General features: G+C 71.2%; 16 protein-coding genes. 12 read left to right on the forward strand and 4 right to left on the reverse strand.

Annotation, left to right across the window (positions count from 1 at the left end; translation table 11 throughout):
- Positions 1–6: 6 nt before the first annotated feature.
- Complete coding sequence (locus AB0D27_RS10440; RefSeq protein WP_362505009.1) at positions 7–2,829, reverse strand: lysylphosphatidylglycerol synthase transmembrane domain-containing protein; 2,823 nt, start codon at positions 2,827–2,829, stop codon at positions 7–9.
- Between the two features lie 186 nt (positions 2,830–3,015).
- Here AB0D27_RS10440 and AB0D27_RS10445 point away from each other — a divergent pair, with 186 nt between their 5' ends.
- The 5 genes from AB0D27_RS10445 (at position 3,016) to nudC (ending at position 13,152) form a co-directional block, all read left to right on the forward strand.
- A complete protein-coding gene (locus tag AB0D27_RS10445; RefSeq protein ID WP_362505012.1) occupies positions 3,016–3,381 on the forward strand; it encodes an MGMT family protein in 366 nt (121 codons plus the stop codon).
- Between the two features lie 278 nt (positions 3,382–3,659).
- Entirely contained in the window at positions 3,660–7,076 is a 3,417-nt protein-coding gene (locus AB0D27_RS10450) for an ATP-dependent DNA helicase (RefSeq protein WP_362505015.1), read from the forward strand.
- Between the two features lie 91 nt (positions 7,077–7,167).
- The gene (locus AB0D27_RS10455) at positions 7,168–10,689 is read left to right on the forward strand and encodes a UvrD-helicase domain-containing protein (protein ID WP_362505018.1); all 3,522 of its coding nucleotides are present in this window, start codon (positions 7,168–7,170) and stop codon (positions 10,687–10,689) included.
- Positions 10,690–10,699: 10 nt separating this feature from the next.
- Positions 10,700–12,112, forward strand: a complete 1,413-nt coding sequence (locus AB0D27_RS10460) for a dipeptidase (protein ID WP_362505021.1) — start codon at positions 10,700–10,702, stop codon at positions 12,110–12,112.
- Positions 12,113–12,207: 95 nt separating this feature from the next.
- Positions 12,208–13,152: an NAD(+) diphosphatase gene (gene nudC, locus AB0D27_RS10465; RefSeq protein WP_362505024.1), complete on the forward strand. Its 945-nt coding sequence runs from the start codon at positions 12,208–12,210 to the stop codon at positions 13,150–13,152.
- Positions 13,153–13,158: 6 nt separating this feature from the next.
- On the opposite strand, the gene AB0D27_RS10470 is transcribed toward nudC, so the two are convergent.
- On the reverse strand, positions 13,159–13,401 hold the full coding sequence (locus tag AB0D27_RS10470; RefSeq protein WP_362505027.1) for a mycoredoxin: 243 nt from the start codon (positions 13,399–13,401) through the stop codon (positions 13,159–13,161).
- Positions 13,402–13,672: 271 nt separating this feature from the next.
- Here AB0D27_RS10470 and AB0D27_RS10475 point away from each other — a divergent pair, with 271 nt between their 5' ends.
- The 5 genes from AB0D27_RS10475 (at position 13,673) to AB0D27_RS10495 (ending at position 17,593) form a co-directional block, all read left to right on the forward strand.
- On the forward strand, positions 13,673–15,868 hold the full coding sequence (locus AB0D27_RS10475) for an ATP-dependent DNA helicase UvrD2 (protein WP_362505030.1): 2,196 nt from the start codon (positions 13,673–13,675) through the stop codon (positions 15,866–15,868).
- 163 nt (positions 15,869–16,031) lie between these two features.
- Positions 16,032–16,355 carry a hypothetical protein gene (locus tag AB0D27_RS10480; protein ID WP_362505033.1) on the forward strand — a complete coding sequence of 108 codons (324 nt, stop codon included), beginning with the start codon at positions 16,032–16,034 and terminating at the stop codon, positions 16,353–16,355.
- Between the two features lie 174 nt (positions 16,356–16,529).
- Complete coding sequence (locus AB0D27_RS10485; protein WP_033320002.1) at positions 16,530–16,898, forward strand: WhiB family transcriptional regulator; 369 nt, start codon at positions 16,530–16,532, stop codon at positions 16,896–16,898.
- Complete coding sequence (locus tag AB0D27_RS10490) at positions 16,895–17,218, forward strand: hypothetical protein (RefSeq protein ID WP_362505036.1); 324 nt, start codon at positions 16,895–16,897, stop codon at positions 17,216–17,218. The genes AB0D27_RS10485 and AB0D27_RS10490 overlap by 4 nt, the downstream gene beginning before the upstream one ends.
- 150 nt (positions 17,219–17,368) lie before the next feature.
- On the forward strand, positions 17,369–17,593 hold the full coding sequence (locus tag AB0D27_RS10495) for a hypothetical protein (protein ID WP_362505039.1): 225 nt from the start codon (positions 17,369–17,371) through the stop codon (positions 17,591–17,593).
- A gap of 11 nt (positions 17,594–17,604) precedes the next feature.
- Here AB0D27_RS10495 and AB0D27_RS10500 read toward each other — a convergent pair whose 3' ends face one another.
- Both AB0D27_RS10500 and AB0D27_RS10505 read right to left on the reverse strand, forming a co-directional pair.
- Positions 17,605–18,951, reverse strand: a complete 1,347-nt coding sequence (locus AB0D27_RS10500; RefSeq protein WP_362505042.1) for an AarF/ABC1/UbiB kinase family protein — start codon at positions 18,949–18,951, stop codon at positions 17,605–17,607.
- Positions 18,944–20,143 (reverse strand): TOMM precursor leader peptide-binding protein, encoded by a 1,200-nt coding sequence (locus AB0D27_RS10505; protein WP_362505045.1) that lies wholly within the window; start codon positions 20,141–20,143, stop codon positions 18,944–18,946. Before AB0D27_RS10505 ends, AB0D27_RS10500 begins: the two co-directional genes overlap by 8 nt.
- A 213-nt stretch (positions 20,144–20,356) precedes the next feature.
- Between AB0D27_RS10505 and AB0D27_RS10510 the strand changes: the two genes are divergently transcribed.
- Both AB0D27_RS10510 and AB0D27_RS10515 read left to right on the forward strand, forming a co-directional pair.
- The gene (locus AB0D27_RS10510) at positions 20,357–20,953 is read left to right on the forward strand and encodes a M48 family metallopeptidase (protein WP_362505048.1); all 597 of its coding nucleotides are present in this window, start codon (positions 20,357–20,359) and stop codon (positions 20,951–20,953) included.
- Between the two features lie 124 nt (positions 20,954–21,077).
- Positions 21,078–21,790: TerD family protein (locus tag AB0D27_RS10515; protein WP_362505051.1), on the forward strand; the 713-nt coding region annotated here is incomplete at its 3' end.

Genomic DNA, 21,790 nt, shown 5'->3' on the forward strand with positions numbered 1-21,790 from the left:
GGGCGCCTACAGTGCGCCCTTGCGGGTCAGATGGTTGAAGAACAGCCAGCCGGGCAGTACAGGCAGCCACAGTGTCAGCAGCCGGTACAGCAGCACCGCGGGCGCCGCGACCTCCTTGGGGAGGCCGACGGCGATCAGGCCGACCGTGAGGGTCGCCTCGACCGCGCCCACACCGCCGGGAGTCGGTGCCGCCGAGCCCAGCGCGTTACCGGCGAGGAAGACGACGGCGACGCTGGCGAGGCTGAGCGTCGTGGGCTCCTCGTGGCCGAACGCGCGGATCGACGCGTCCAGGCACATCACGAAGCAGGCGGTGAGCAGCAGCATGCCGCCGATGCCGGTGACCAGCTTCTGCGGCCGCTGCAGCACGTCGAGCATGCGCGGCACCACGCCCGCGAACAGCGACCTCACGCGCGTGACGACGAATTTGCGCAGGAACGGCACCGACGTCACCACAAGGACCAGCACCGCGACCGTCAGCAGACCCGCGATGACCGTGCGGGAGGGCGACAGGGACGGTGTCTTCTCGGTGCCGGTCAGATAGCCGAAGGACAACAGCATCAGGATGTGGCAGCCGAGCCCGAACAGCTGCGACGCGCCGACGCTCGCCACCGCGAGTCCCGGCCGTACACCGGCGCGCTGAAGGAAGCGCGTGTTCAGGGCGACACCGCCGACAGCGGCGGGCGCCACGATCTTCACGAACGAACCGGCGACCTGCGCCGCGACGGCCCGCAGGAACGGCACCCGCTCGGGCACGAAGCCGAGCAGGGCCATCGCCGCCGCGAAGTAGCTCAGTGCCGAGAACAGCACCGCCGCCGCGACCCAGCCCCACTCGGCGTTGTCGAAGAGGGTCCCGAACTCGATGTGGGTGAGCTGGGTCAGCAGGAAGTACGCGCCGATCGCACCGGCGATGAAACTGATCAGCGTGCGCGGCCGGACCCGCTCCAGGCGGACCGGTTCGACCGGAGCCTGCGGCCTGATCAGCAGCACCTGGTGACGGATCTGGGTGAGCAGATCCTCCTCGCGCGCCTCGTCCACAGCCTCGTCGATCGCCCGCTTCTCGGCCCGCTGCTCGGCTCGTACGGCCTTCTTGCCGGGTTTCTCCGATACGGGCGCGGGCTCTTCCTTGGTTTCCTCGGCGCGCGCCAGCTTGTCCTGCCGGGACGCCTCCAGGACCGCGTCGCGCTCGCGCTGCGCACGCTCCCGGGCCAGTTTCCGCAGCGTCGCGCGCGTGGAGCGCGTCAGCGCGATCGGCTGCAGCATCGGCAGGCAGTCCGCGACGGCGTCCGGGCCGAGGACGCCGACCGCCGACGCCACCGCGCGCTCGGCGCCCACCCGCAGCCCGAGAGTGGTGACCAGCTGGGCGATGTCCATGCGCAGCAGCAGGTCACCGGCCGCGATCTCGCCGCCGCGCAGATCGGTGAGGATCACCGTGCCGGAACGATCCACCAGAATCGCGTCACCCGCGAGCCTGCGGTGTGCGATGCGCCGGGACTGCAGCGCCCGCACCTGGTGCCATGTGTCGCGCAGGAAGTCGTCGGTGATGACCGCGTCGGGCAGCGAGTCGAGGGTGCGGCCGCCGGTGTGCTCGTAGACGAGCATCACGGCGTCCGGGCCGAGTTCGGAGGTCGCGATCAGCTTGGGCGCGTTGGCTCCGGCCGCGATGGCCGCGTAGGCGAGGAGCGCCTCCTGCTCCAGGGCCTGGCGCAGCGACTGGAGACTGCGGCGTGTGGTGATGCCGCGCAGGGTCAGCCGGCGCCACACGCGGTAGAAGAAGCCCTGCGCCTGCTGTTCCCGGTCGACGACCGTGACGTCCAGCGGCGGGCCGTCCTCCAGGGTGACGAAGTAGCGTCGGCCGCGGTCGCCGTTCTCCGTGGGCTCCGACGCCTCCTCGCGAGCCGCGCTCACCGGGTGGAAGCCGACGTGCCGCAGGCCCGCCATCAGTGTGCGCCCGGTGGGCCGCACATTCGGTGAGCCGACCGCGTACAGCGTCCCGTACGCGACGGTCCAGCCGATCAGCACCGTCAGGATGATCGAGAACGGTGTCGTATAGCCGGTGACCAGCATGGAGAAGGCGTCGAGGAGCAGCACCACCCACAGCACTCCGCGCCAGCGCGGTCTGCGGGACATGCCCACGGCCGTCATGTACGCGATGACCGGTGCGAGATAGCCGTGCACGGGGTCGGTGAGGGCGTGGATGTCGCCCGGCGAGGGCTGGGTGAGGGCTTCCTGGATGGAGTCCGGGGCGGCCTTCGCGACCCAAAGGTCAGTGGCGAGTGTCACTCCGTGCGCGAGGACCGCGGCGAGGACGCCGTCGGCGATGCGCAGCCCGTCCCGCTTGATCAGCCGCTCGATCGCGAAAGCGACGGGCACGAGAAGAATCGCGATGCTCGATGCCAGTCCCGCGATCTTGATCAGCAGATCGGGTGCCTGGCCCGTGCCCTTGTTGATGTCCTGTTCGAGGCCCGAGGTGGTGCCGTGCGCGAACGCGGCGATGGCGAGCAGCACGATGATCGCGAGGAAGCCGACCAGGAGCCGCATCAGGTCGGACGGACGGTGCACGCGCGCCGGGAGCAGCGGTTCGTCGCCCTCGACCTCATCGGCGTGGGCTTCGTCGGCGCAGTCGGCGCCCTGCTTGACCTGCTGCTTCTCGTTTTCGTACGTCTCAGGAGCGGTCTCTTCGCCCTCGGGGCTGGGCTCCTGGTCCGTCGCGGAGGCGGATCCGTTCGCCTGCTCGCCCGACGTCTTCTCCTCGACGCCGTCGGTGTCCGGGCGTGACGAGGCCTCGGAGGTGCCCTCCGCGTCTTCGGGGTGCACGCCCTGCTGTCTCATCGTCTCTTCTTGATCTCGTATCACCAGTCACCGCCCGCACGATGGTGGCATGCCCCACCGACACACGGGGGCATCAGGGTGCAAATGCGGGGGCGCACAGTCTGCCCGAAGCGCCGCTTCGGGGCGAGGGGTACCCACAGCCGCCGTCACATCCCATTGTCGGTGGGGTGGGGCAGGATGGGGCGGATGAGCGAGGAGAGCCTTCCGGTGGATGCCCTGCCGGAGTACGCGGAGCGGGTCCTTGAGGTCGCGGAGCTGATCCCGCCCGGGCACGTCATGACGTACGGCGACATCGCCGAATGGCTGGAGGAGGGCGGGCCGCGTCAGGTGGGCCGCGTGATGGCCCTCTACGGAGGTGCGGTGCCGTGGTGGCGGGTCATACGTGCCGACGGGGTGCTGCTCCCGGGCCACGAGCTGGCGGCGCTGGCCCACTACCGCGCGGAGGGCACGCCTCTGAGGGACCCGAGCAGAGCTTCCGAGGGGCATCTGCCGCGCGTCGACATGAGAGAGGCTCGATGGGACGGCGGCGAACGCGCGCAGGTCCACACCTGACAGCTTCCGGCAGCGGAGGATCACACCTGACAGCTTCCGGCATCGGACGGGCGGAAGGGGAACCTGTGGCCCGTACGGGGGAAACGAGGCACATCCGTGACATGCCGTACGTTCGTGAAGCGAGGAACGCACGTGACCTGAGGGAAGAAGGGGAAGCCCTGCTTCCACGACGCTCACCGGCGTAGCGTCTTCGGCGCGTATCCCCCTCACCCCGCGGCCACCGCCCTGCAAGCGGGGCAGTTCGGCAACCAGCACAACCACCAGGACCGGCGAACCACGTGAGCTCCTCTTCTTCCACCAGGCGCCTGTCGCACCCCCAGGTGCGCCAGGGGACCCGCGGCGCGTACCGACTGGTGCGTACCCCGCCGGCCCGGGTGGATCCCCCTCGTCTGGACGCGGGGCAGCGCGCGGTGGTTGACCACGGGAGCGGTCCGCTGCTCGTTCTCGCAGGTCCGGGTACCGGCAAGACGACCACGCTCGTCGAGTCCGTGGCCGCCCGGATCGCCCGGGGCGGCGACCCGGAGCGGATCCTGGTGCTCACGTTCAGCAGGAAGGCGGCCATCGAGCTGCGCGACCGCATGGCGCTGCGCATAGGAGCCGCCCGCGCCCCTCGGGCCACCACCTTCCACTCCTTCTGCTACGCCCTGGTCCGCGCCCACCAGGACAGCGACCTGTTCGTGGAGCCCCTGCGGCTGCTGTCGGGTCCGGAACAGGACGTGGCCGTGCGCGAGCTGCTCGCGGGCCAGCCCGATCTGGAGCGGCTCGGCCTCGCGCATGTGCGCTGGCCCGACGAACTGCGCGCCTGCCTGACGACGCGCGGATTCGCCGACGAGGTTCGCGCGGTCCTCGCCCGCAGCCGTGAACTGGGTCTGAGTCCCGGTGCCCTGGACGCCTTCGCCCGGCGCATCGGCCGCCCCGACTGGGGTGCGGCGGCGGCCTTCCTCGCCGATTACCTCGACGTTCTCGACCTGCAAGGAGTGCTCGACTACGCGGAACTGGTCCACCGCGCGGTGCTCCTCACCCGGCGCACCGAGGTCGCCGAACGTCTCGCCGCGCAGTACGACGCGGTCTACGTGGACGAGTACCAGGACACCGACCCCGCGCAGGTACGGCTGTTGCACGCCCTCGCGGGCGGTGGACGCACCCTGGTCGCCTTCGGCGATCCCGACCAGTCGATCTACGCCTTCCGGGGCGCCGATGTGAACGGCATCCTGGAGTTCCCCGACGCCTTCCCGCGCGTGGACGGCCGCCCGGCGCCGGTCGAAGTCCTCAGGACGTCCCGCCGCTCGGGCGCCGCCCTGCTGGCCGCCACACGCCTGCTCACCCAGCGCATGCCGCTGACCCGGCTGCCGACGGAGAAGGTGCGCGCCCACCGCGAGCTGTCCCCGGTAGGGGACGGAGGTCGCGTCGAGGTCTACACGTATCCGACACCCGGCACGGAGCTCGACAACATCGCGGACATCCTGCGCCGCGCCCATCTGGAGGACGGCGTTCCCTGGGGCGAGATGGCCGTCCTGGTGCGCGCGGGCTCCCGCACGATTCCGACGATCCGACGGGCCCTCACCTCGGCGGGCGTGCCACTCGACATCGACGGCGACGATCTGCCGCTGCGGCACGAGCCGGCGGTCGCACCCCTGCTGACGGCGTTGCGGGCAGTGGCGCGGGCGGAGCTGATCGAGGAAACGGGCAGCGGAGCGGCCGTACGCGCGGAGGGCGAAGACACGGGGACCGAGGAGCCCGACGAGGGTGGAGACACCGGCGCCCGCCTGCCCGAAGAGGGCGCCGAGTCCGAAGCGGCCACAGCACGCGCGCCCTGGCTCGACACCGAGACCGCGCTCACCCTCCTGGCCTCGCCCCTCGCGAGCATGGATGCCGCCGATCTGCGGCGCCTGGGCCGGGCGCTGCGCGAGGAGGAGCGCGCCGCCGGCAACCTCGTACCGCCGCCGTCCGACGACCTGCTCGCTCGGGCGCTGGCCGAGCCGGAGCGGCTCGTCGCGCACGATCCGGCGTACGCCCGAGGCGCCCAGCGTCTCGGAGCGCTGCTGCGCAAGGCCCGAGAGCGCCTCGCGGGCGGCGGGACGGCCGAGGAGGCGCTCTGGGACCTCTGGGAGGGCACACCGTGGCCGCAGCGCCTGGAACGGGCCGCCCGGCGAGGGGGCGCGGCCGGTCGCAATGCCGACCGGGACCTGGACGCCGTGTGCGCGCTCTTCGCGACCGCGGCCCGCGCCGAGGAGCGCACCGGGGGCCGTGGCACCCTCAACTTCCTGGAGGAGGTCGACGCCGAGGACATCGCCGCCGACACGCTCACCCGCAGGGCCCTGCGCCCCGACGCCGTGCGCCTGATGACCGCGCATCGCTCCAAGGGGCTTCAGTGGCGTCTCGTCGTCGTCGCCGGCGTCCAGGAGGGCCTGTGGCCCGACCTGAGGCGCCGCGGCTCCCTGCTGGAGGCGGACCGCATCGGACGCGACGGGCTCGCCGAACCCCTCACGCCCGGAGCACTGCTCTCCGAAGAGCGCCGTTTGTTCTACGTGGCCGCCACGCGCGCGCGCGACCGCCTCGTCGTCACCGCCGTGAAGGCGCCGGCCGACGACGGCGACCAGCCCTCCCGCTTCCTCACCGAACTCGGAGTCGAACCCAAGGACGTGACCGGCCGCCCGCGCCGCTCCCTGTCCGTTGCCGCACTGGTGGCCGAGCTGCGCGCCACGACCGTCGACCCGCGTGTCTCGGACACCCTCAGGCAGGCCGCGGCCGGCCGCCTGGCTCGCCTGGCCGCGCTCGCCGACGAGGACGGCCGCCCACTGGTCCCCTCCGCCCACCCCTACCGCTGGTGGGGCATGTACGAGCCGACCGAGAGCAAGGTCCCGCTGCGCAACCGCGACCAGCCCGTCGTGCTCTCCGGAAGCGCCCTCGACCAGCTCGCCAACACCTGCGCCCTGCAATGGTTCCTGGGCCGTGAGGTGAAGGCCGACGCGCCCGCGACCGCCGCCCAGGGCTTCGGCAACGTGGTGCACGTCCTCGCCGACGAGGTCGCCTCCGGACACACCCCGGCCGACCTCGCCGTCCTCATGGAGCGCCTCGACTCGGTGTGGAACGCCCTCGCCTTCGACGCTCCCTGGAAGTCCGCGCAGGAGAAGGAGCACGCGCGCGTGGCGCTCGAACGCTTCCTTAGGTGGCATGTCGATTCGAGTGGGGCCCGCACCGGCCGTACGCCGGTGGCCAGCGAGCACGACTTCGACGTGACCCTCGAAGCGGGCTCCTACGAAGTACGCATCCGCGGCTCCATGGACCGCGTCGAGGCGGACACGGAAGGCCGCGCCTACGTGGTCGACTTCAAGACCGGCAAACAGGCGCCGAGCGCGGCCGAGGTGACACACCACCCACAGCTCGCGGTCTATCAGCTCGCCGTCCGCGAGGGCGCCGTCGACGACGTCTTCGACGGCGTGCGTCCCGAGCCGGGCGGCGCGGAACTCGTCCAGCTGCGCCAGGGCGCCGCCAAGAAGAACGGCGGCGAGACCCTGCCCAAGGTGCAGGCCCAGGGGCCCCTGGAAGGCGAGTGGGTCGGCGACCTGCTGGCCACCGCCGCGGGCAAGGTGCTCGACGAACGGTTCTCACCGAGCACGGGACAACACTGCACACACTGCGCGTTCCGGGCATCGTGCAGCGCTCGGCCGGAGGGGCGCCACGTACTCGAGTGATGTAGGGCACCCCACGTGCTGACCAGCGGTTCTTCCGCCCCGGCCGCCGATGTGGCCCCCGCTGTCAGTGGGCGCAGCTAGCCTCTCTGACGTGCCCGCTCGTATCACCGATCCCGAGCAGCTCAAGGAGCTCCTCGGCATCCCGTTCACCCCGGAGCAGACGGACTGCGTCACCGCGCCGCCCGCCCCGCAGGTGATCGTGGCCGGAGCCGGTTCGGGCAAGACCACGGTGATGGCGGCACGCGTGGTGTGGCTGGTCGGCACCGGCCAGGTCGCCCCCGAGCAGGTCCTCGGCCTGACGTTCACCAACAAAGCGGCGGGCGAACTCGCCGAGCGTGTCCGCAAGGCGCTGATCAAGGCCGGCGTCACCGACCCGGACGTGATCGACCCGGACAACCCGCCGGGCGAGCCGGTCATCTCCACGTACCACGCCTTCGCGGGCCGCCTGCTGACCGACCACGGCCTGCGCATCGGGCTCGAACCGACGTCCCGTCTGCTCGCCGACGCGACCCGCTACCAGCTCGCCGCGCGCGTGCTGCGCGAGGCCCCAGGGCCGTACCCCGCGCTGACCCGCTCCTTCCCGGACCTCGTCGGCGACCTCCTCACCCTCGACTCCGAGCTCGCCGAACACCTCGTACGCCCCGAGGACCTGCGCGCGTACGACGCCGAGCTGCTGCGTTCCCTGGAGGGCGCCAAACTCACCAACGCCGACCTGCGCAAGGTCCCCGAGGCGGCCGCCGCCCGGCGGGAACTCGCCGAGCTGGTAGGTCGTTACCGCGCGGCCAAGCGCGAGCGCGACCTCCTCGACTTCGGCGACCAGATCGCCCTCTCGGCCACCCTCGCCCGCACCCGCCCCGAGGTCGGCGAGATCCTGCGCGACGAGTTCCGCGTGGTCCTGCTCGACGAGTACCAGGACACATCGGTGGCCCAACGCGTCCTGCTCGCCGGACTGTTCGGCGGCGGCACAGGGCACCCCGTGACCGCCGTCGGCGACCCCTGCCAGGCGATCTACGGCTGGCGCGGCGCCTCCGTCGCCAACCTCGACGACTTCCCCGAGCACTTCGCTCAGCCCGACGGCCGCCCCGCGACCCGCCAGGCCCTCGGCGAGAACCGCCGCAGCGGAGGCCGCCTCCTCGACCTCGCCAATGGCCTCGCGGAACCCCTGCGCGCCATGCACGCGGGCGTACAGGCCCTCCGCCCCGCCCCCGGAGCCGAGCGCGACGGCCTGGTCCGCTGCGCGCTGCTGCGTACCCACGCCGAGGAGATCGACTGGCTCGCCGACTCGATCGCCCATCTCGTACGCACGGGAAAGGCGCCCGGCGAGATCGCGGTGCTGTGCCGTACGGCGACCGACTTCGCCAAGATCCAGGGCGCGCTCGTCGCCCGCGACATCCCCGTCGAGGTGGTGGGCCTCTCCGGGCTGCTGCATCTGCCCGAGGTCGCCGACCTCGTCGCCGTCTGCGAGGTCCTCCAGGACCCCGGCGCGAACGCCTCCCTCGTCCGCCTGCTCACCGGCCCGCGCTGGCGGATCGGCCCGCGCGACCTGGCCCTCCTGGGGCGGCGCGCCCGTTTTCTCGTGTCCCACGCGCGTGTGGGGGCCGACGACGACGCGGACCGCCGGCTCGCCGCGGCCGTCGAAGGCGTCGATCCGTCCGAAGTGATATCGCTCGCGGACGCGCTCGACACATTCCTGGAGATGCCCATCGAGGCCGAAGGGGATGACGACGGGCTGCCCTTCTCGCCGGACGCGCGTGTGCGGTTCGCGCGGCTCGCGGCCGAGCTGCGCGATCTGCGCCGCTCGCTCGCCGACCCGCTGATGGACGTACTGCACCGGGTACTCGCCGTCACGGGCCTGGAGGTGGAGCTCTCCGCGTCCCCGCACGCACTGGCCGCACGCCGCCGCGAGACTCTGTCGAACTTCCTGGACATCGCCGCGTCCTTCGCCTCGGGAGACGGCGAGGCGACCCTGCTGGCCTTCCTCGGCTTCCTGCGCACCGCCGCGCAGTACGAGAAGGGCCTCGACAACGCACTGCCCGGCGGCGAGAACACCGTCAAGGTGCTGACCGCGCACAAGTCCAAGGGCCTGGAGTGGGACGTCGTCGCGGTTCCCGGCCTCGTCACCGGCACGTTCCCCAGCAGTCAGGGCCGCGAGAAATGGACGGCCCAGGGCAAGGTCCTGCCCCACGAGCTGCGCGGAGACGCCGAAACGCTGCCCGACATCGCCGCCTGGGACGCCAGGGGCATCAAGGCCTTCCACGAAGCCATGAAGGACCACCAGCACACCGAGGAACTGCGCCTGGGCTATGTCACCTTTACCCGCCCCTGTTCGCTCCTGCTCGGCTCCGGCCATTGGTGGGGGCCCTCCCAGAAGCGGCCCCGCGGCCCCTCGGACTTTCTGCACGCCTTGTACGAGCACTGCGCGGCCGGACACGGAGAGATCGAGGTCTGGGCCGACGAGCCCGCGGAGGACGAGGAGAACCCGGCCCTGCGAGAGGCGGCCGCCGACCACGCGTGGCCGCTCCCGCTCGACGACGCGGCCCTCGCCCGCCGCCGCGCGGCCGCGGAGACGGTACTGGCCCACCTGGAGCGGGTGGCTTCGCACGAGGAGTCCCACGCCGGGGTCGCCGCCGCAAGCCGTCCCGACCCGTCCTCGTACGACGACCCGGACTGGCCGCCACCTCCGGAAGACGACGACGAACTGCCCCACGAGGAGGAGGACGACAACGCCTCCGACTGGGACGCGTGGACCACGGACCGCCCGGCCGGCTCCCCGCAGGCCTCCCACGCGCGCGTGCCACTCGCCGAACGGGCCGGCGCCGACCTTCCGATTCCGCACGCCCGCCGGCACCCCGCCGAAGCCGCCCTCACCCCCGAAGAAGCCCGCACCCTGGCCTCCTGGGACCGCGACCTGGACGCGCTGACCGGAGAGCTGCTGCGCGCCCGCGCCGGTGTCACCGACGTACCCCTGCCGTCGTCACTCACCGCCTCGCAGCTGCTGCGCCTTGCCGCCGACCCGGACGGCTTCGCACAGGAGCTGGCCCGCCCCATGCCGCACCCCCCGCAGCCCGCCGCGCGCCGGGGTACGCGCTTCCACGCCTGGGTGGAGTCCCGCTTCGAAGAGCTGCGGCTGCCCATGCTGGAGCCGGAGGAGTTGCCCGGCAGCGAGGCAGAGATCGCAGACGAGCGCGACCTGGAGGCCCTCAAGGAAGCGTTCGAACGCACTCCGTACGCACACCGCACGCCCTACCGCGTCGAGGCGCCCTTCCAGCTCGCGATCGCGGGACGCGTCGTACGCGGCCGTATCGACGCCGTCTACCGGGAACGCGACGGCGACGAGACGACGTACGAGATCGTCGACTGGAAGACCAACCGCACGCGCACCGCCGATCCCCTCCAGCTCGCGCTCTACCGCCTCGCCTGGGCCGAGCAACAGGGCGTGCCCCCGGAGTCCGTCAAGGCCGCCTTCCTGTACGTGCGCAGCGGCGAGATCGTCCGGCCGGACGGCCTCGCGGACCGTGCGGCGCTGGAGCGCCTGCTCATGGGGGACCCGGCGGGCCCACAGGATGAGGCCTCCGGGGAACCGCCGGACGAACACGTCTCCGTGGGCGGATAGGCTCGTGAGCATGAGCAAGCCCGTTGACAGCGCCGTCAGCACCGTCCGCGCGTACATCCGGACCCACCGCGCCACCTTCCTCGACGACCTCGCGGAATGGCTGCGCATCCCCTCCGTGTCGGCCCAGCCCGACCACGCCCCGGACGTGGCGCGCAGCGCCAACTGGCTTGCCGGCAAGCTGCACCAGACGGGCTTTCCGACGGCGGAGATCTGGCCGAGCGCCGGCGCCCCGGCCGTCTTCGCCGAGTGGCCCTCCGCCAATCCCGAGGCGCCCACGGTCCTCGTCTACGGGCACCACGACGTGCAGCCCGCCGCCCGCGAGGACGGCTGGGACACCGAGCCCTTCGAGCCGGTGATTCGCGGAAACCGCCTCCACGCGCGCGGGGCCGCCGACGACAAGGGCCAGGTGTTCTTTCACACACTCGGCGTCCGCGCCCACCTCGCCGCCACCGGGCGCACCGCTCCGGCCGTCCACCTCAAGCTCCTGATCGAGGGCGAGGAGGAATCCGGCTCGCCGCACTTCCGCGACCTTGTCGAGGCGAACGCCCAGCGGCTCGCCGCCGACGTGGTGATCGTCTCCGACACCGGCATGTGGTCCGAGGACACCCCCACGGTGTGCACCGGGATGCGCGGCCTCGCCGAGTGCGAGATCGAGCTGTACGGCCCCGACCAGGACATCCACTCCGGCTCCTTCGGCGGCGCCGTGCCCAACCCGGCCACTGCCGCCGCCCGACTCGTCGCGGCCCTGCACGACGAGCACGCGCGCGTGGCCGTCCCCGGCTTCTACGAAGGCATCACCGAACTCACCGACCAAGAGCGCGAGCTCTTCGCCGAGCTGCCCTTCGACGAGGAGCGCTGGCTGCGTACGGCCAAGTCGACGGCCACCCATGGAGAGGCCGGACACACCACCCTGGAGCGCATCTGGGCCCGCCCGACCGCCGAGGTCAACGGCATCGGCGGGGGCTACCAGGGTCCCGGCAGCAAGACGATCATCCCGTCCTCGGCCATGGTGAAGCTCTCCTTCCGACTCGTCGCCGGACAGGACCCGGACCACATCGAGAAGGCCGTACGTGCCTGGGCCGCCGAGCAGGTGCCCGCGGGCATCCGGTACGAGATCACGTTCGGCGCGGCCACGCGCCCGTGCCTCACGCCCCTGGACCACCCGGCGCTGCGGTCCGTGGCCCGCGCCATGGGCCGCGCCTTCGAGCAGCCGATCCGCTACACCCGCGAGGGCGGCTCGGGACCTGCCGCAGACCTTCAGGAAGTCCTCGGCGCGCCCGTGCTCTTCCTGGGCATCTCCGTCCCCTCCGACGGCTGGCACGCCCCCAACGAGAAGGTCGAACTCGATCTCCTCATGAAGGGCGTCGAAACCACCGCCTACCTGTGGGGCGATCTGGCTGAGAGCTGGCGCGAGGCACACTGAAGAGGCCCGTTCGCGTCCTGAAGAGCGCCCCGCACACCCGTCCTGCTGAACCGCCCGCCGAAACAACCGTTCCACCGGGGGAGTTGGAAGCACCCGTGACCACCTGGACCGACCGCACCGCCGACCGTCCCATCTCGCTCACCGCCCCGAGCGGCATCGACCGGGCCGCCCACCACCGGCTCGACGAGGCCTGGCTCGCGGCGGCCTGGAGCCACCCCACGACTCGCGTCTTCGTGGTCTCCGGCGGTCAGGTGCTCATCGACGAGACGGCGGACGGCACCACCGAACTCGTGATGACCCCCTCCTTCGAGGCCCCGCTCACCGAGGCGCACCGCTACTTCCTGGGCACGGACGACGACGGTGTGAGCTACTTCGCACTCCAGAAGGACGCGCTCCCGGGCCGCATCGACCAATCCGCCCGCGCGGCGGGCCTGCGCGAGGCAGGCCTTCTGCTGTCCCCCCGCGCCGCGGGCCTGATGGTGCACGCCGTCGCCCTGGAGAACTGGCAGCGACTGCACCGCTTCTGCTCGCGCTGCGGCGAACGCACCGTCATCGCGGCCGCCGGCCACATCCGCCGCTGCCCCGCCTGCGGCGCAGAGCACTACCCGCGCACCGACCCGGCCGTGATCATGGCGGTGACGGACGACGAGGACCGCATCCTGCTCGGCCGCCAGGTGCACTGGCCCGAAGGCCGTTTCTCCACACTCGCCGGTTTCGTCGAGCCCGGCGAGTCCATCGAGCAGTCCGTGCGCCGCGAGGTCTTCGAAGAGGCGGGCGTCACGGTCGGCGAGGTCGAGTACGTCGCCAGCCAGCCCTGGCCCTTCCCTTCCAGCCTCATGCTCGGTTTCATGGCCCGCGCCACCTCCTCCGAGATCAACGTCGACGGCGAGGAAATCCACGAGGCCCGCTGGTTCTCCCGGGAAGACCTGCGGGCCGCGTTCGAGTCCGGGGAGGTGCTGCCTCCCTACGGAATCTCGATCGCGGCCCGCCTCATCGAGCTCTGGTACGGCAAGCCCCTGCCCACGCGGGCAGTCGGCTGACTCCGCTCAGACGCTGATCTTCTGCTTGACCTGTGCGAGCGAAGGGTTCGTGAGCGTCGAACCGTCCGCGAAGAGAACGGTGGGAACCGTCTGGTTTCCGCCGTTCGCCTTCTCCACGAACGCCGCGGACTGCGGGTCCTGCTCGATGTTGATCTCGTTGTACGTGATGCCCTCGCGGTCCATCTGGCTCTTCAGCCGACGGCAGTAGCCACACCACGTGGTGCTGTACATCGTCACAGTGCCCTGCATGTCGAATGCGCTCCTTCACGGCGTCGGGGTGCGTGGTCGCTGCGTAGAGGAACGTACGTGGTGTGCCCGCCATTCCCGCCGGAGGCAGCCGAGGCGGCCGTACCGGCGCGGCGGTACCCGGAGCCGCCCCGCGGCGGTATCCGAAGCCGCCCCACGGCGGTACCCGGAGCCGCCCAGGCGGCACGTGACGCCTGCCGCATTAGTACGACTGCAGAGGTCTCCCTGTGGACAACCGGCTCATCCGTCTCCGGTGACCTGGCAGCATGGCGGGGTGACAGCAGCAACGCACTCCACCCTCTTCCCGCAGGTTCCGGACACGGCCGACGCGGTGCTCGACGGGCTCGACCCCGAGCAGCGCGAGGTCGCCACCGCTCTGCACGGGCCGGTGTGCGTGCTGGCGGGCGCCGGCACGGGCAAGACACGGGCGATCACCCACCGCATCGCCTACGGTGTGCGCGCCGGGATCCTGCAGCCGTCCAGCGTGCTCGCCGTCACCTTCACCAACCGCGCCGCGGGCGAGATGCGCGGCCGACTGCGCCAGCTCGGTGCAGGAGGCGTCCAGGCGCGGACCTTCCACTCCGCCGCGCTGCGTCAGCTGCAGTACTTCTGGCCGAAAGCAGTGGGTGGCGGCCTGCCACGGCTCATCGACCGCAAGATCCAGCTCGTCGCCGACGCGGCGGCCGCCTGCCGCATCCGCCTCGACCGGGGGGAGCTGCGGGACGTCACCGCGGAGATCGAGTGGTCCAAGGTCACCCAGACCATCCCCGCCGACTACGCGGCAGCAGCAGCCAAGGCCGGCCGCGAGGCCCCCCGCGACCCGGCCGAGATCGCCCAGCTGTACAGCGCCTACGAAGACCTCAAGCGTGACCGAGCGGTCATCGACTTCGAGGACGTCCTGCTGCTGACGGTCGCCATCCTCCAGGACCGGCACGACATCGCCGAACAGGTCCGTTCCCAGTACCAGCACTTCGTGGTCGACGAGTACCAGGACGTCAGCCCGCTCCAGCAAAGACTCCTCGAACTGTGGCTCGGCGAGCGCGACAGCCTGTGCGTGGTCGGCGACGCCAGCCAGACGATTTATTCGTTCACGGGCGCAACTCCCGACCACCTTCTCGACTTCCGGGGCCGCCACCCCGGAGCCACCGTCGTCAAGCTCGTGCGGGACTACCGTTCCTCGCCCCAGGTCGTTCACCTCGCCAACGGCCTGCTCGCCCAGGCCCGCGGCCGGGCCGCCGAGCACCGCCTCGAGCTGATCTCGCAACGCGCCCCGGGGCCCGAGCCCGTCTACGCCGAGTACACCGACGAGCCGGCCGAGGCCGAGGGCGCCGCCCGTCGCATCCGTGACCTCATCGCCTCCGGCGTCCCCGCGGGCGAGATCGCGATCCTGTTCCGTACGAACTCCCAGTCCGAGATCTACGAGCAGGCCCTCGCCGACGCCGGAGTGCCCTACCAGCTGCGCGGCGCCGAGCGGTTCTTCGACCGCCCCGAAGTGCGCAGGGCAGGCGCCGCCCTGCGCGCCGCGGCCCGCTTCGGCGGCAACGACTCGCTGCTCGACGACGCCGTCGATCTGCCCTCACAGGTTCGCGCCGTGCTGTCGGGCGAGGGTTGGACCAGTCAGCCTCCCGCCGGCTCGGGTGCGGTCAGAGAGCGCTGGGAGTCGCTGGCAGCCCTCGTGCACCTCGCCCAGGATTTCGCCGCCGCCAAGCCCGGCGCGACGCTCGGTGACCTGGTGGCCGAGCTCGACGAACGCGCGAGCGCCCAGCACGCCCCGACCGTGCAGGGCGTCACCCTCGCCTCCCTGCACTCGTCCAAGGGACTCGAGTGGGACGTCGTCTTCCTGGTCGGTGTCGCCGAGGGCATGATGCCGATCACCTACGCAAAGACCGACGAGCAGATCGAGGAGGAACGCCGCCTCCTTTATGTCGGCGTCACCCGCGCCAGAGAGCACCTCCTCGTCTCCTGGGCACTGTCCCGCTCGCCCGGCGGCCGGCCGAACCGCCGCCCCAGCCGATTCCTCGACGGCCTGCGCCCCGGCTCCGTCGCCACCTCGGGCCGCGGCAGCGGCGGCGGCCCGGGAGGCATCGAGCGCGGCGTCGGAAGCAGTGGCGGTACCGCCGTACGGCGCAGAAGCCGGACCCCGGCGCGCTGCCGCGTGTGCGGCCGCACCCTGACGGACGCCGGTGAGATGAAGCTGATGCGCTGCGAGGGCTGCCCCTCCGACATGGACGAGGGGCTCTACGAGCGGTTGCGCGAGTGGCGCGCGGTGCAGGCGCAGCGCAGCGGACAGCCCGCGTTCTGCGTCTTCACCGACAAGACGCTGATGGCAATCGCCGAGAGCGCGCCCGACGACGAGGGCGAGCTCGCGCGGATCCCTGGGGTCGGAGTGCGCAAGCTCAACCGCTTCGGAGCCGATGTTCTGGCCATCTGCGCAGGTCAGGAGCTTGCAGGAGGCGATGAGGGTGGCTGATACAAACTCGTCGAAAAAATAGTTTGCGCATGCCCCAGCAATCCCCATAGGTTCTTAGCACGGGAACGGCGGCCTTCTCCGAGGCCCTGGTTCCGTGCTGTACTTAATAGCCGTCGGACTGGCTCACCCCGGTCCCCTTAGACGCCGAGAGGAGGCGACTCCAGTGATCAGCATCAACACCAGCTCCATCAGCACTCTCAAAGTGACCGATCGCTCGGTCGTCTCCACGTGCCTGCTCGGCGTCTCGAACCTGGGCACCGGTGTGTCCGGCATTCCTGCCGTCCGTCCGGCGTCCTCCCTGGCTCTCGCGGGTCTTCCCATCCGTGAGCGCAATGAGCGACCGATCAAGGCACTGGAAGCAGCAGTAGTGGCAGAGGCGCAGGCCTATGCCTTTGCGGCAGCCGGTGCCGGATCCCTGAAGCAGACGACGCAGCACCACAAGATGTGGGCCTTCCGTGGGCCTGAACCCTGGAGTGATCCAGCCTGATTCTCGATCAGGCCGGCGCCTTCAGGGCCGCGGAACCCCACCCGGGATCCGCGGCCCTTCTGTTTGTCCCCGACCGGGGGCGACAGAGCGAAGGGGCCTCGGGACAAGAAAAGAACCCGGTACCAGCCGCCAACCGGCCAACCGGCCGGCACGACCAGACGAGGAAGACGAACCGTGCAACTCGAAGCGCACGCCCCGTCCGTACCGCCTTCCGAAACGATCCCCCCGCCCGGCCTCACGGAGGACTCCACCTTGATCCCGCTCACTGCGCTCACCGCGCTCGACGACGCCATCGAGAACCTCGGCGTACCCGTCCCCTGCCGCTCCAACGACCCGGAGGTCTTCTTCGCCGAGTCGCCGGCCGATGTCGAGTACGCCAAGTCCCTCTGCCGCACCTGCCCGCTGATCGAGGCCTGCCTCGCCGGTGCCAAGGAGCGGCGTGAGCCCTGGGGCGTCTGGGGTGGCGAGCTCTTCGTCCAGGGTGTTGTCGTGGCCCGCAAGCGGCCGCGTGGCCGCCCGCGCAAGAACCCGGTTGCGGCATGAACATCCGAGGAACGATCGACCGCCCCCTGACGCACGACCCCAAGAAGCAGGCCCCGATGAAGCCGTCCACCAGCGAGCCCGCAGGCTCCGCGATCCCAGACTTCACCACCACCGGCGCGAACGACTCGCGTCAGAACAGGACCCGAGAGATGCAACTCATCCCAGAAGCCCTGGCTCGTGCGCATATGGACGAGCGACTGCAGGAGGCCGAGCGGGAACGCCGGGCCGTGCGCCTGGCGACCGCCCGCCGGATGCAGCGTCGGGCCGAGCGCGCCTCGATGCGAGCCCGGCGCGCGCTGGCCATGGCGGTCATGCAGTAGTCGACAGCAGTCGCACCCCAGCGGCCAGGGCAGTCGCAGCAGCCACAGCAGTTCCAGGCAGTAAATCCTCGCGGGGGCCGGTCCGAACGGACCGGCCCCCGCGGTGCGTTGTGCCGGGCGAACCGCCGATTACGGGGATATCGTCGCCGAGTGACGAGTCTTCCCGGGGACAGTGACAGCAACGGCTCCGCACCGCGGCCCGACGCGGACGAAGCCCAGCACATCGTGTGCGCCCGCTGCGGTACCCGGGCCGACGGTCCCCCGCTGACGTGGACCTGTTCTGTCGAGAACGGCGCCCGCCACTACTTCTGCGACAACTGCGCCCGGTCCAACCTCAGGGCGATCGAGGGCCGGCTGGACTCGGCCTGGTGGTAGGCGGCCCCAACCTACGCTTCTGCGACCGGTAGCTCCTCAGACACGAACCCCGGCAGCCACTCCTCCAGTTCATCGCGCAGGCGCACCGTCGCGCCCAACTGGCACAGGACACCGATGGTGCTGAGTGTCACGCGGTGGATCAGGAGATACGACGGCGGCAGATTGAGTCGCTTGCCCAGTTGATAGGCGGGGGAGCGGGGGTCGGCCACTCGGGCGGCCTGGCTGCGCATCCAGCCTCGGGTGAAGGTGAACTCGTCCGCCTGAGCCGGTTCGATGATCGGCAGGAGGTAGTCCAGGACCGCGTCGGGTTCGAGCTCTATGGACTCCTTGACGAAGCCCTCCTCGCAGAGCAGCTCGTAGACCGCCTCGGCCTGGCCGTCGATGGTCATGCGGAGGGATTCGCCGATCGGCAGAGGCAGGCCGCCGGGGAGACGGTCGACCGTGCCGAAGTCCAGGACGCCCAGGCGCCAGCCGTTCTTCTCGTCCGGGAGGAGGCGGAAGTTGCCCGGATGCGGATCGGCGTGCAGCAGGCCGGTGCGGGCCGGGCCCGAGAAGAGAAAACGGGCCAGCAGCTGGCCGGCACGGTCTCGCTGTTCCGGGGTGCCGGCGGCGATCACTTCCGACATCGGTATCCCGTCGATCCACTCGGTCACCAGGATCTGGTCGCACTGGTGGATCACCGCCGGTACGAGGACGTCCGGATCGCCGGCGAACTCTTCCGCGTGAGCTGTCTGGGCCTGGGCCTCCAGCTCGTAGTCGAGCTCCTCGGAGACACGGTCGCGCAGTTCCGCGATGAGCGGCTTGATGTCCATGCCGGGGATCAGGGGGCCGAGGAGTCGGGCGAATCGGCTGAGCTGGGTCAGATCGGACAGCAGGGCCTCGCCGGCTCCGGGGTATTGCACCTTGACGGCGACCTCGCGCCCGTCGTGCCACACCGCCCGGTGCACCTGGCCGATCGAGGCCGCCGCGGATGGCTTGTCCTCGAATTTCTGGAACAGCTCGGACCAGTCCTCGCCGAGCCGCTGCTCCAGCACGGAGTGGACGGTGCGCGTCGGCATGGGCGGCGCGGCTTCCTGGAGTTTCGTCAGCGCCGCGCGATAGGGCCCCGCGACCTCCTCCGGCAGCGCCGACTCGAAGACGGACAGTGCCTGCCCGAACTTCATCGCGCCGCCCTTGAGCTCGCCGAGCACCTTGAACAGCTGCTCCGCCGTGCGCTGCTGCAGCTCCCGGCCCACCAGCTCCGCCGATTTCCCGCCGATCCGTTTGCCCAGTCCCCAGGTCGCCCGCCCGGCGAAGCCGAGGGGTAGCGCGGCGAGTTTGGCGGTACGGGTGACCGCCTTCCGGGGAAGATCAGACATGCGCCCTCCAAGTCCCAGACAGCCGTGCCGCGTACGACTGTTGCTCTGCCATTGTCTCGTGCGGCCCGCCGTCCTCCGAGGCGCGCTCCCCCTTAGCTTTCTCCGCCGCTCCGCAGGGGCATGCCGGATGCGGCCAGACCGGTTTCGCGTGCCAGTCGAAACCCGGGACCGATGCCTCCCAGCGCACCCCCGCACGGGAGGGCGACGTCCCGTCCAGGAAGGCGAGAGCGTGGCCCGCGGCCAGCCCGGCGACGGCTGCGGCCAGCGCAAGGTCGCACGCCGGCACCCCGCGCGGCTGCCCCGAGCGCCACTGCGCGACCAGGCGTGGCCAGGTCGGATCCCGGTCGACGCGCCCCTGGTCCAGGCAGCCCGCGCAGCCCGTGTCGCCGGGCAGGACCAGGGGGCCCACCACGCCGGTGCCCTCGACGACACCTGCGTACAGATGAGGCATTCCTGAGGCGATCAGGGTCTCGGCCGCGGCTGGATCGGGAGCGTGGACGGCTAGGCCGTCTCGGGGAGTGAGGATCACCAGCGACAGTCCGCCCGCCGCCTGCTCCTTCCCCTTCTCCGTCTTCTTGGAGGATGTCCGAGGCGGCCGGTCCGGTGCCGCTCGGCGTACCGCCCGGCGTGCGGCGTCCTCCCGGCGCTCGCCGATGGAGTCGGCGGGCAGCCCACCCGGTGCCACATCCCACGGCTCGACGCAGCCGACGTCGCGCACCTCGACCTCGCCCACACCCGCGCCCGCGAGCAGCGAGGCCAGCACCACTCCGACTCGGCCGGCGCCCCGGACCTGCACGCGCAGTGAGCGGCGGGCGGCCAGTCGTTGGATGGCGCCGCCCGGTTCGCAGGAGACGAGGGAGAGGGACGCGAGGTCGGGGCGCAGCCGGTCCAGGACGTCCCTCTTCTTGCGCAGGGCGACCGCGGCCGGGCCGCCGCCGGTCGAGTCCTCCAGCAGGCCGGACCGGGTCAGCCGCTCCACCAGGCCGTCCACCTGGCCGTCCGGCAGCCCCATCCTGCGTCCCTCGTCGCGCAGGAGCGGCAGCCCCCGTGTCCCGTCGAGCAGGTCGAGGAAACCGCCGGTCGCCGTGTCCATCGGGCCCAGCACTATCGCGTGCGCGGGTGTCATCCCGAACTGCACGGTCTTGAGATCCCGCCAGCCGCGCCGCAGCGCGGGCTTCACGATCGGATGCATGGCCTACCCCCGTAGCTAGAGCGTCCCCGTGTGTCGGCGGTGCGGGTCGTGCGCCGCCGTCGAATGCAAGCATGCCCGTCTCGGCCGAACGGTGCCGAAAGTTGTCCACAGCCTGCACCGTTCGTCATACAAATCAAGCGCACGGAGTGCGGATCGGCATCGAACCGTCTCAGGGGCGGGACTTCCCGCATGTGCAGCGGGTAACGTCGGGGCGTGCCCGCCGACCCACTGCACCGCGCCGGAAAACCACAGCGCAGCACGACGAGCCCGCCGCCGAGCGGCTCGGGGGCGAGCGCGATCGAGGTCCGCAGGAGCGCGCGCCGGCGCAGAACGGTCTCCGCGTACCGCGAGGGCGATCGCACCGTCGTGCTCATCCCCGCTCGGATGTCCGAGGCGGAGGAGCAGCGCTGGGTGACCGTCATGCTCGACAAGCTGGCCGCCCAGGAGAACAAGCGGGTGCTCGGTGACGCCGAGCTGGCCGAGCGCGCGGAGCGCTTGTCGGGCCAGTACTTCGGCGGTCGTGCCCGGCCGACGTCGGTGCGCTGGGTGACCAATCAGAACACGCGCTGGGGCTCATGCACCCCGTCCGAGGGCAGTATCCGTCTATCGCACCGGTTGCAGGGCATGCCCGAGTACGTCGTCGACTACGTCCTCGTCCACGAACTCGCCCATCTGCTCGTACCGGGACATGGGCCGCGTTTCTGGCGGCTCCTTGAGGCGTATCCGCGTACCGAGCGTGCGCGTGGCTACCTCGAAGGGGTGGTCGCCGCCGACCGGCTGCCCCATCTGCCCGCGGCGCGCGACGAGTAGAGGGTCCGCACGCGCCGCGAGAGGCGATTGTGTACCGGGTCTGTACCGGCTTCGTCCACTCCGAGAGTTTGCCGTTAGCCTGACGCGACGCACTCGTATTCGGGATGGGGGACGGTCGTTACGCATGGCCAGGGAATTCCAACGCGGCCACAAGGCCAAGATCAGTGACCTCACCGCGGGCACCGATCTGTATGTAGGTGTGCAGATCACCGGCCCCGGACTGACCTTCGACATCAGCTGCTTCGGTCTGGACGCCGACGAACGGCTCTCGGACGATCGGTACTTCGTCTTCTTCAATCAGCCGAAGAGCCCGGAGGAGTCCATCCAGATCCTCGGCGCCCAGTCGGGCGACTCGGAGTCCTTCCGGGTGACCCTCGACCGGATCCCGACGCAGATCCAGAAGCTGTCGTTCACGGCGACCCTCGACGGCGCGGGGCAGATGTCGCAGATCGCCCCCGGATATCTTCGTATCGTCGCGGGTGGCGAGGAGGTGGCCCGGTACTCGTTCAGCGGGGCGGAGTTCTCCACCGAACGTGCCGTGATGCTGGGCGACTTCTACCTGAAGGACGTCTGGCGGTTCGCCGCCGTGGGACAGGGCTTCGACGGCGGCCTCGAGGCACTGCTGAAGAACTTCGGCGGTGAGGTCGCCGACGAGCAGCCCGCCGGGCAGCAGCCGCAACCAGGCGCCGCACCGTCCTTCGCCCCGCCGGCCCAGGCCACCGCACCGCCCGCCTTCGGCGCCCCGGCCTCCCCCGCCCCGGCGCCCGTTCCCGCGCCGCAGCCCGCCGCCCAGGGCTTCGCGCCGCCCCCGGGAGCCACGCCGCCTCCCGCCCCGGT

It is taken from the genome of Streptomyces sp. NPDC048415, assembly GCF_040651675.1.
Classification (GTDB): Bacteria; Actinomycetota; Actinomycetes; order Streptomycetales; family Streptomycetaceae; genus Streptomyces.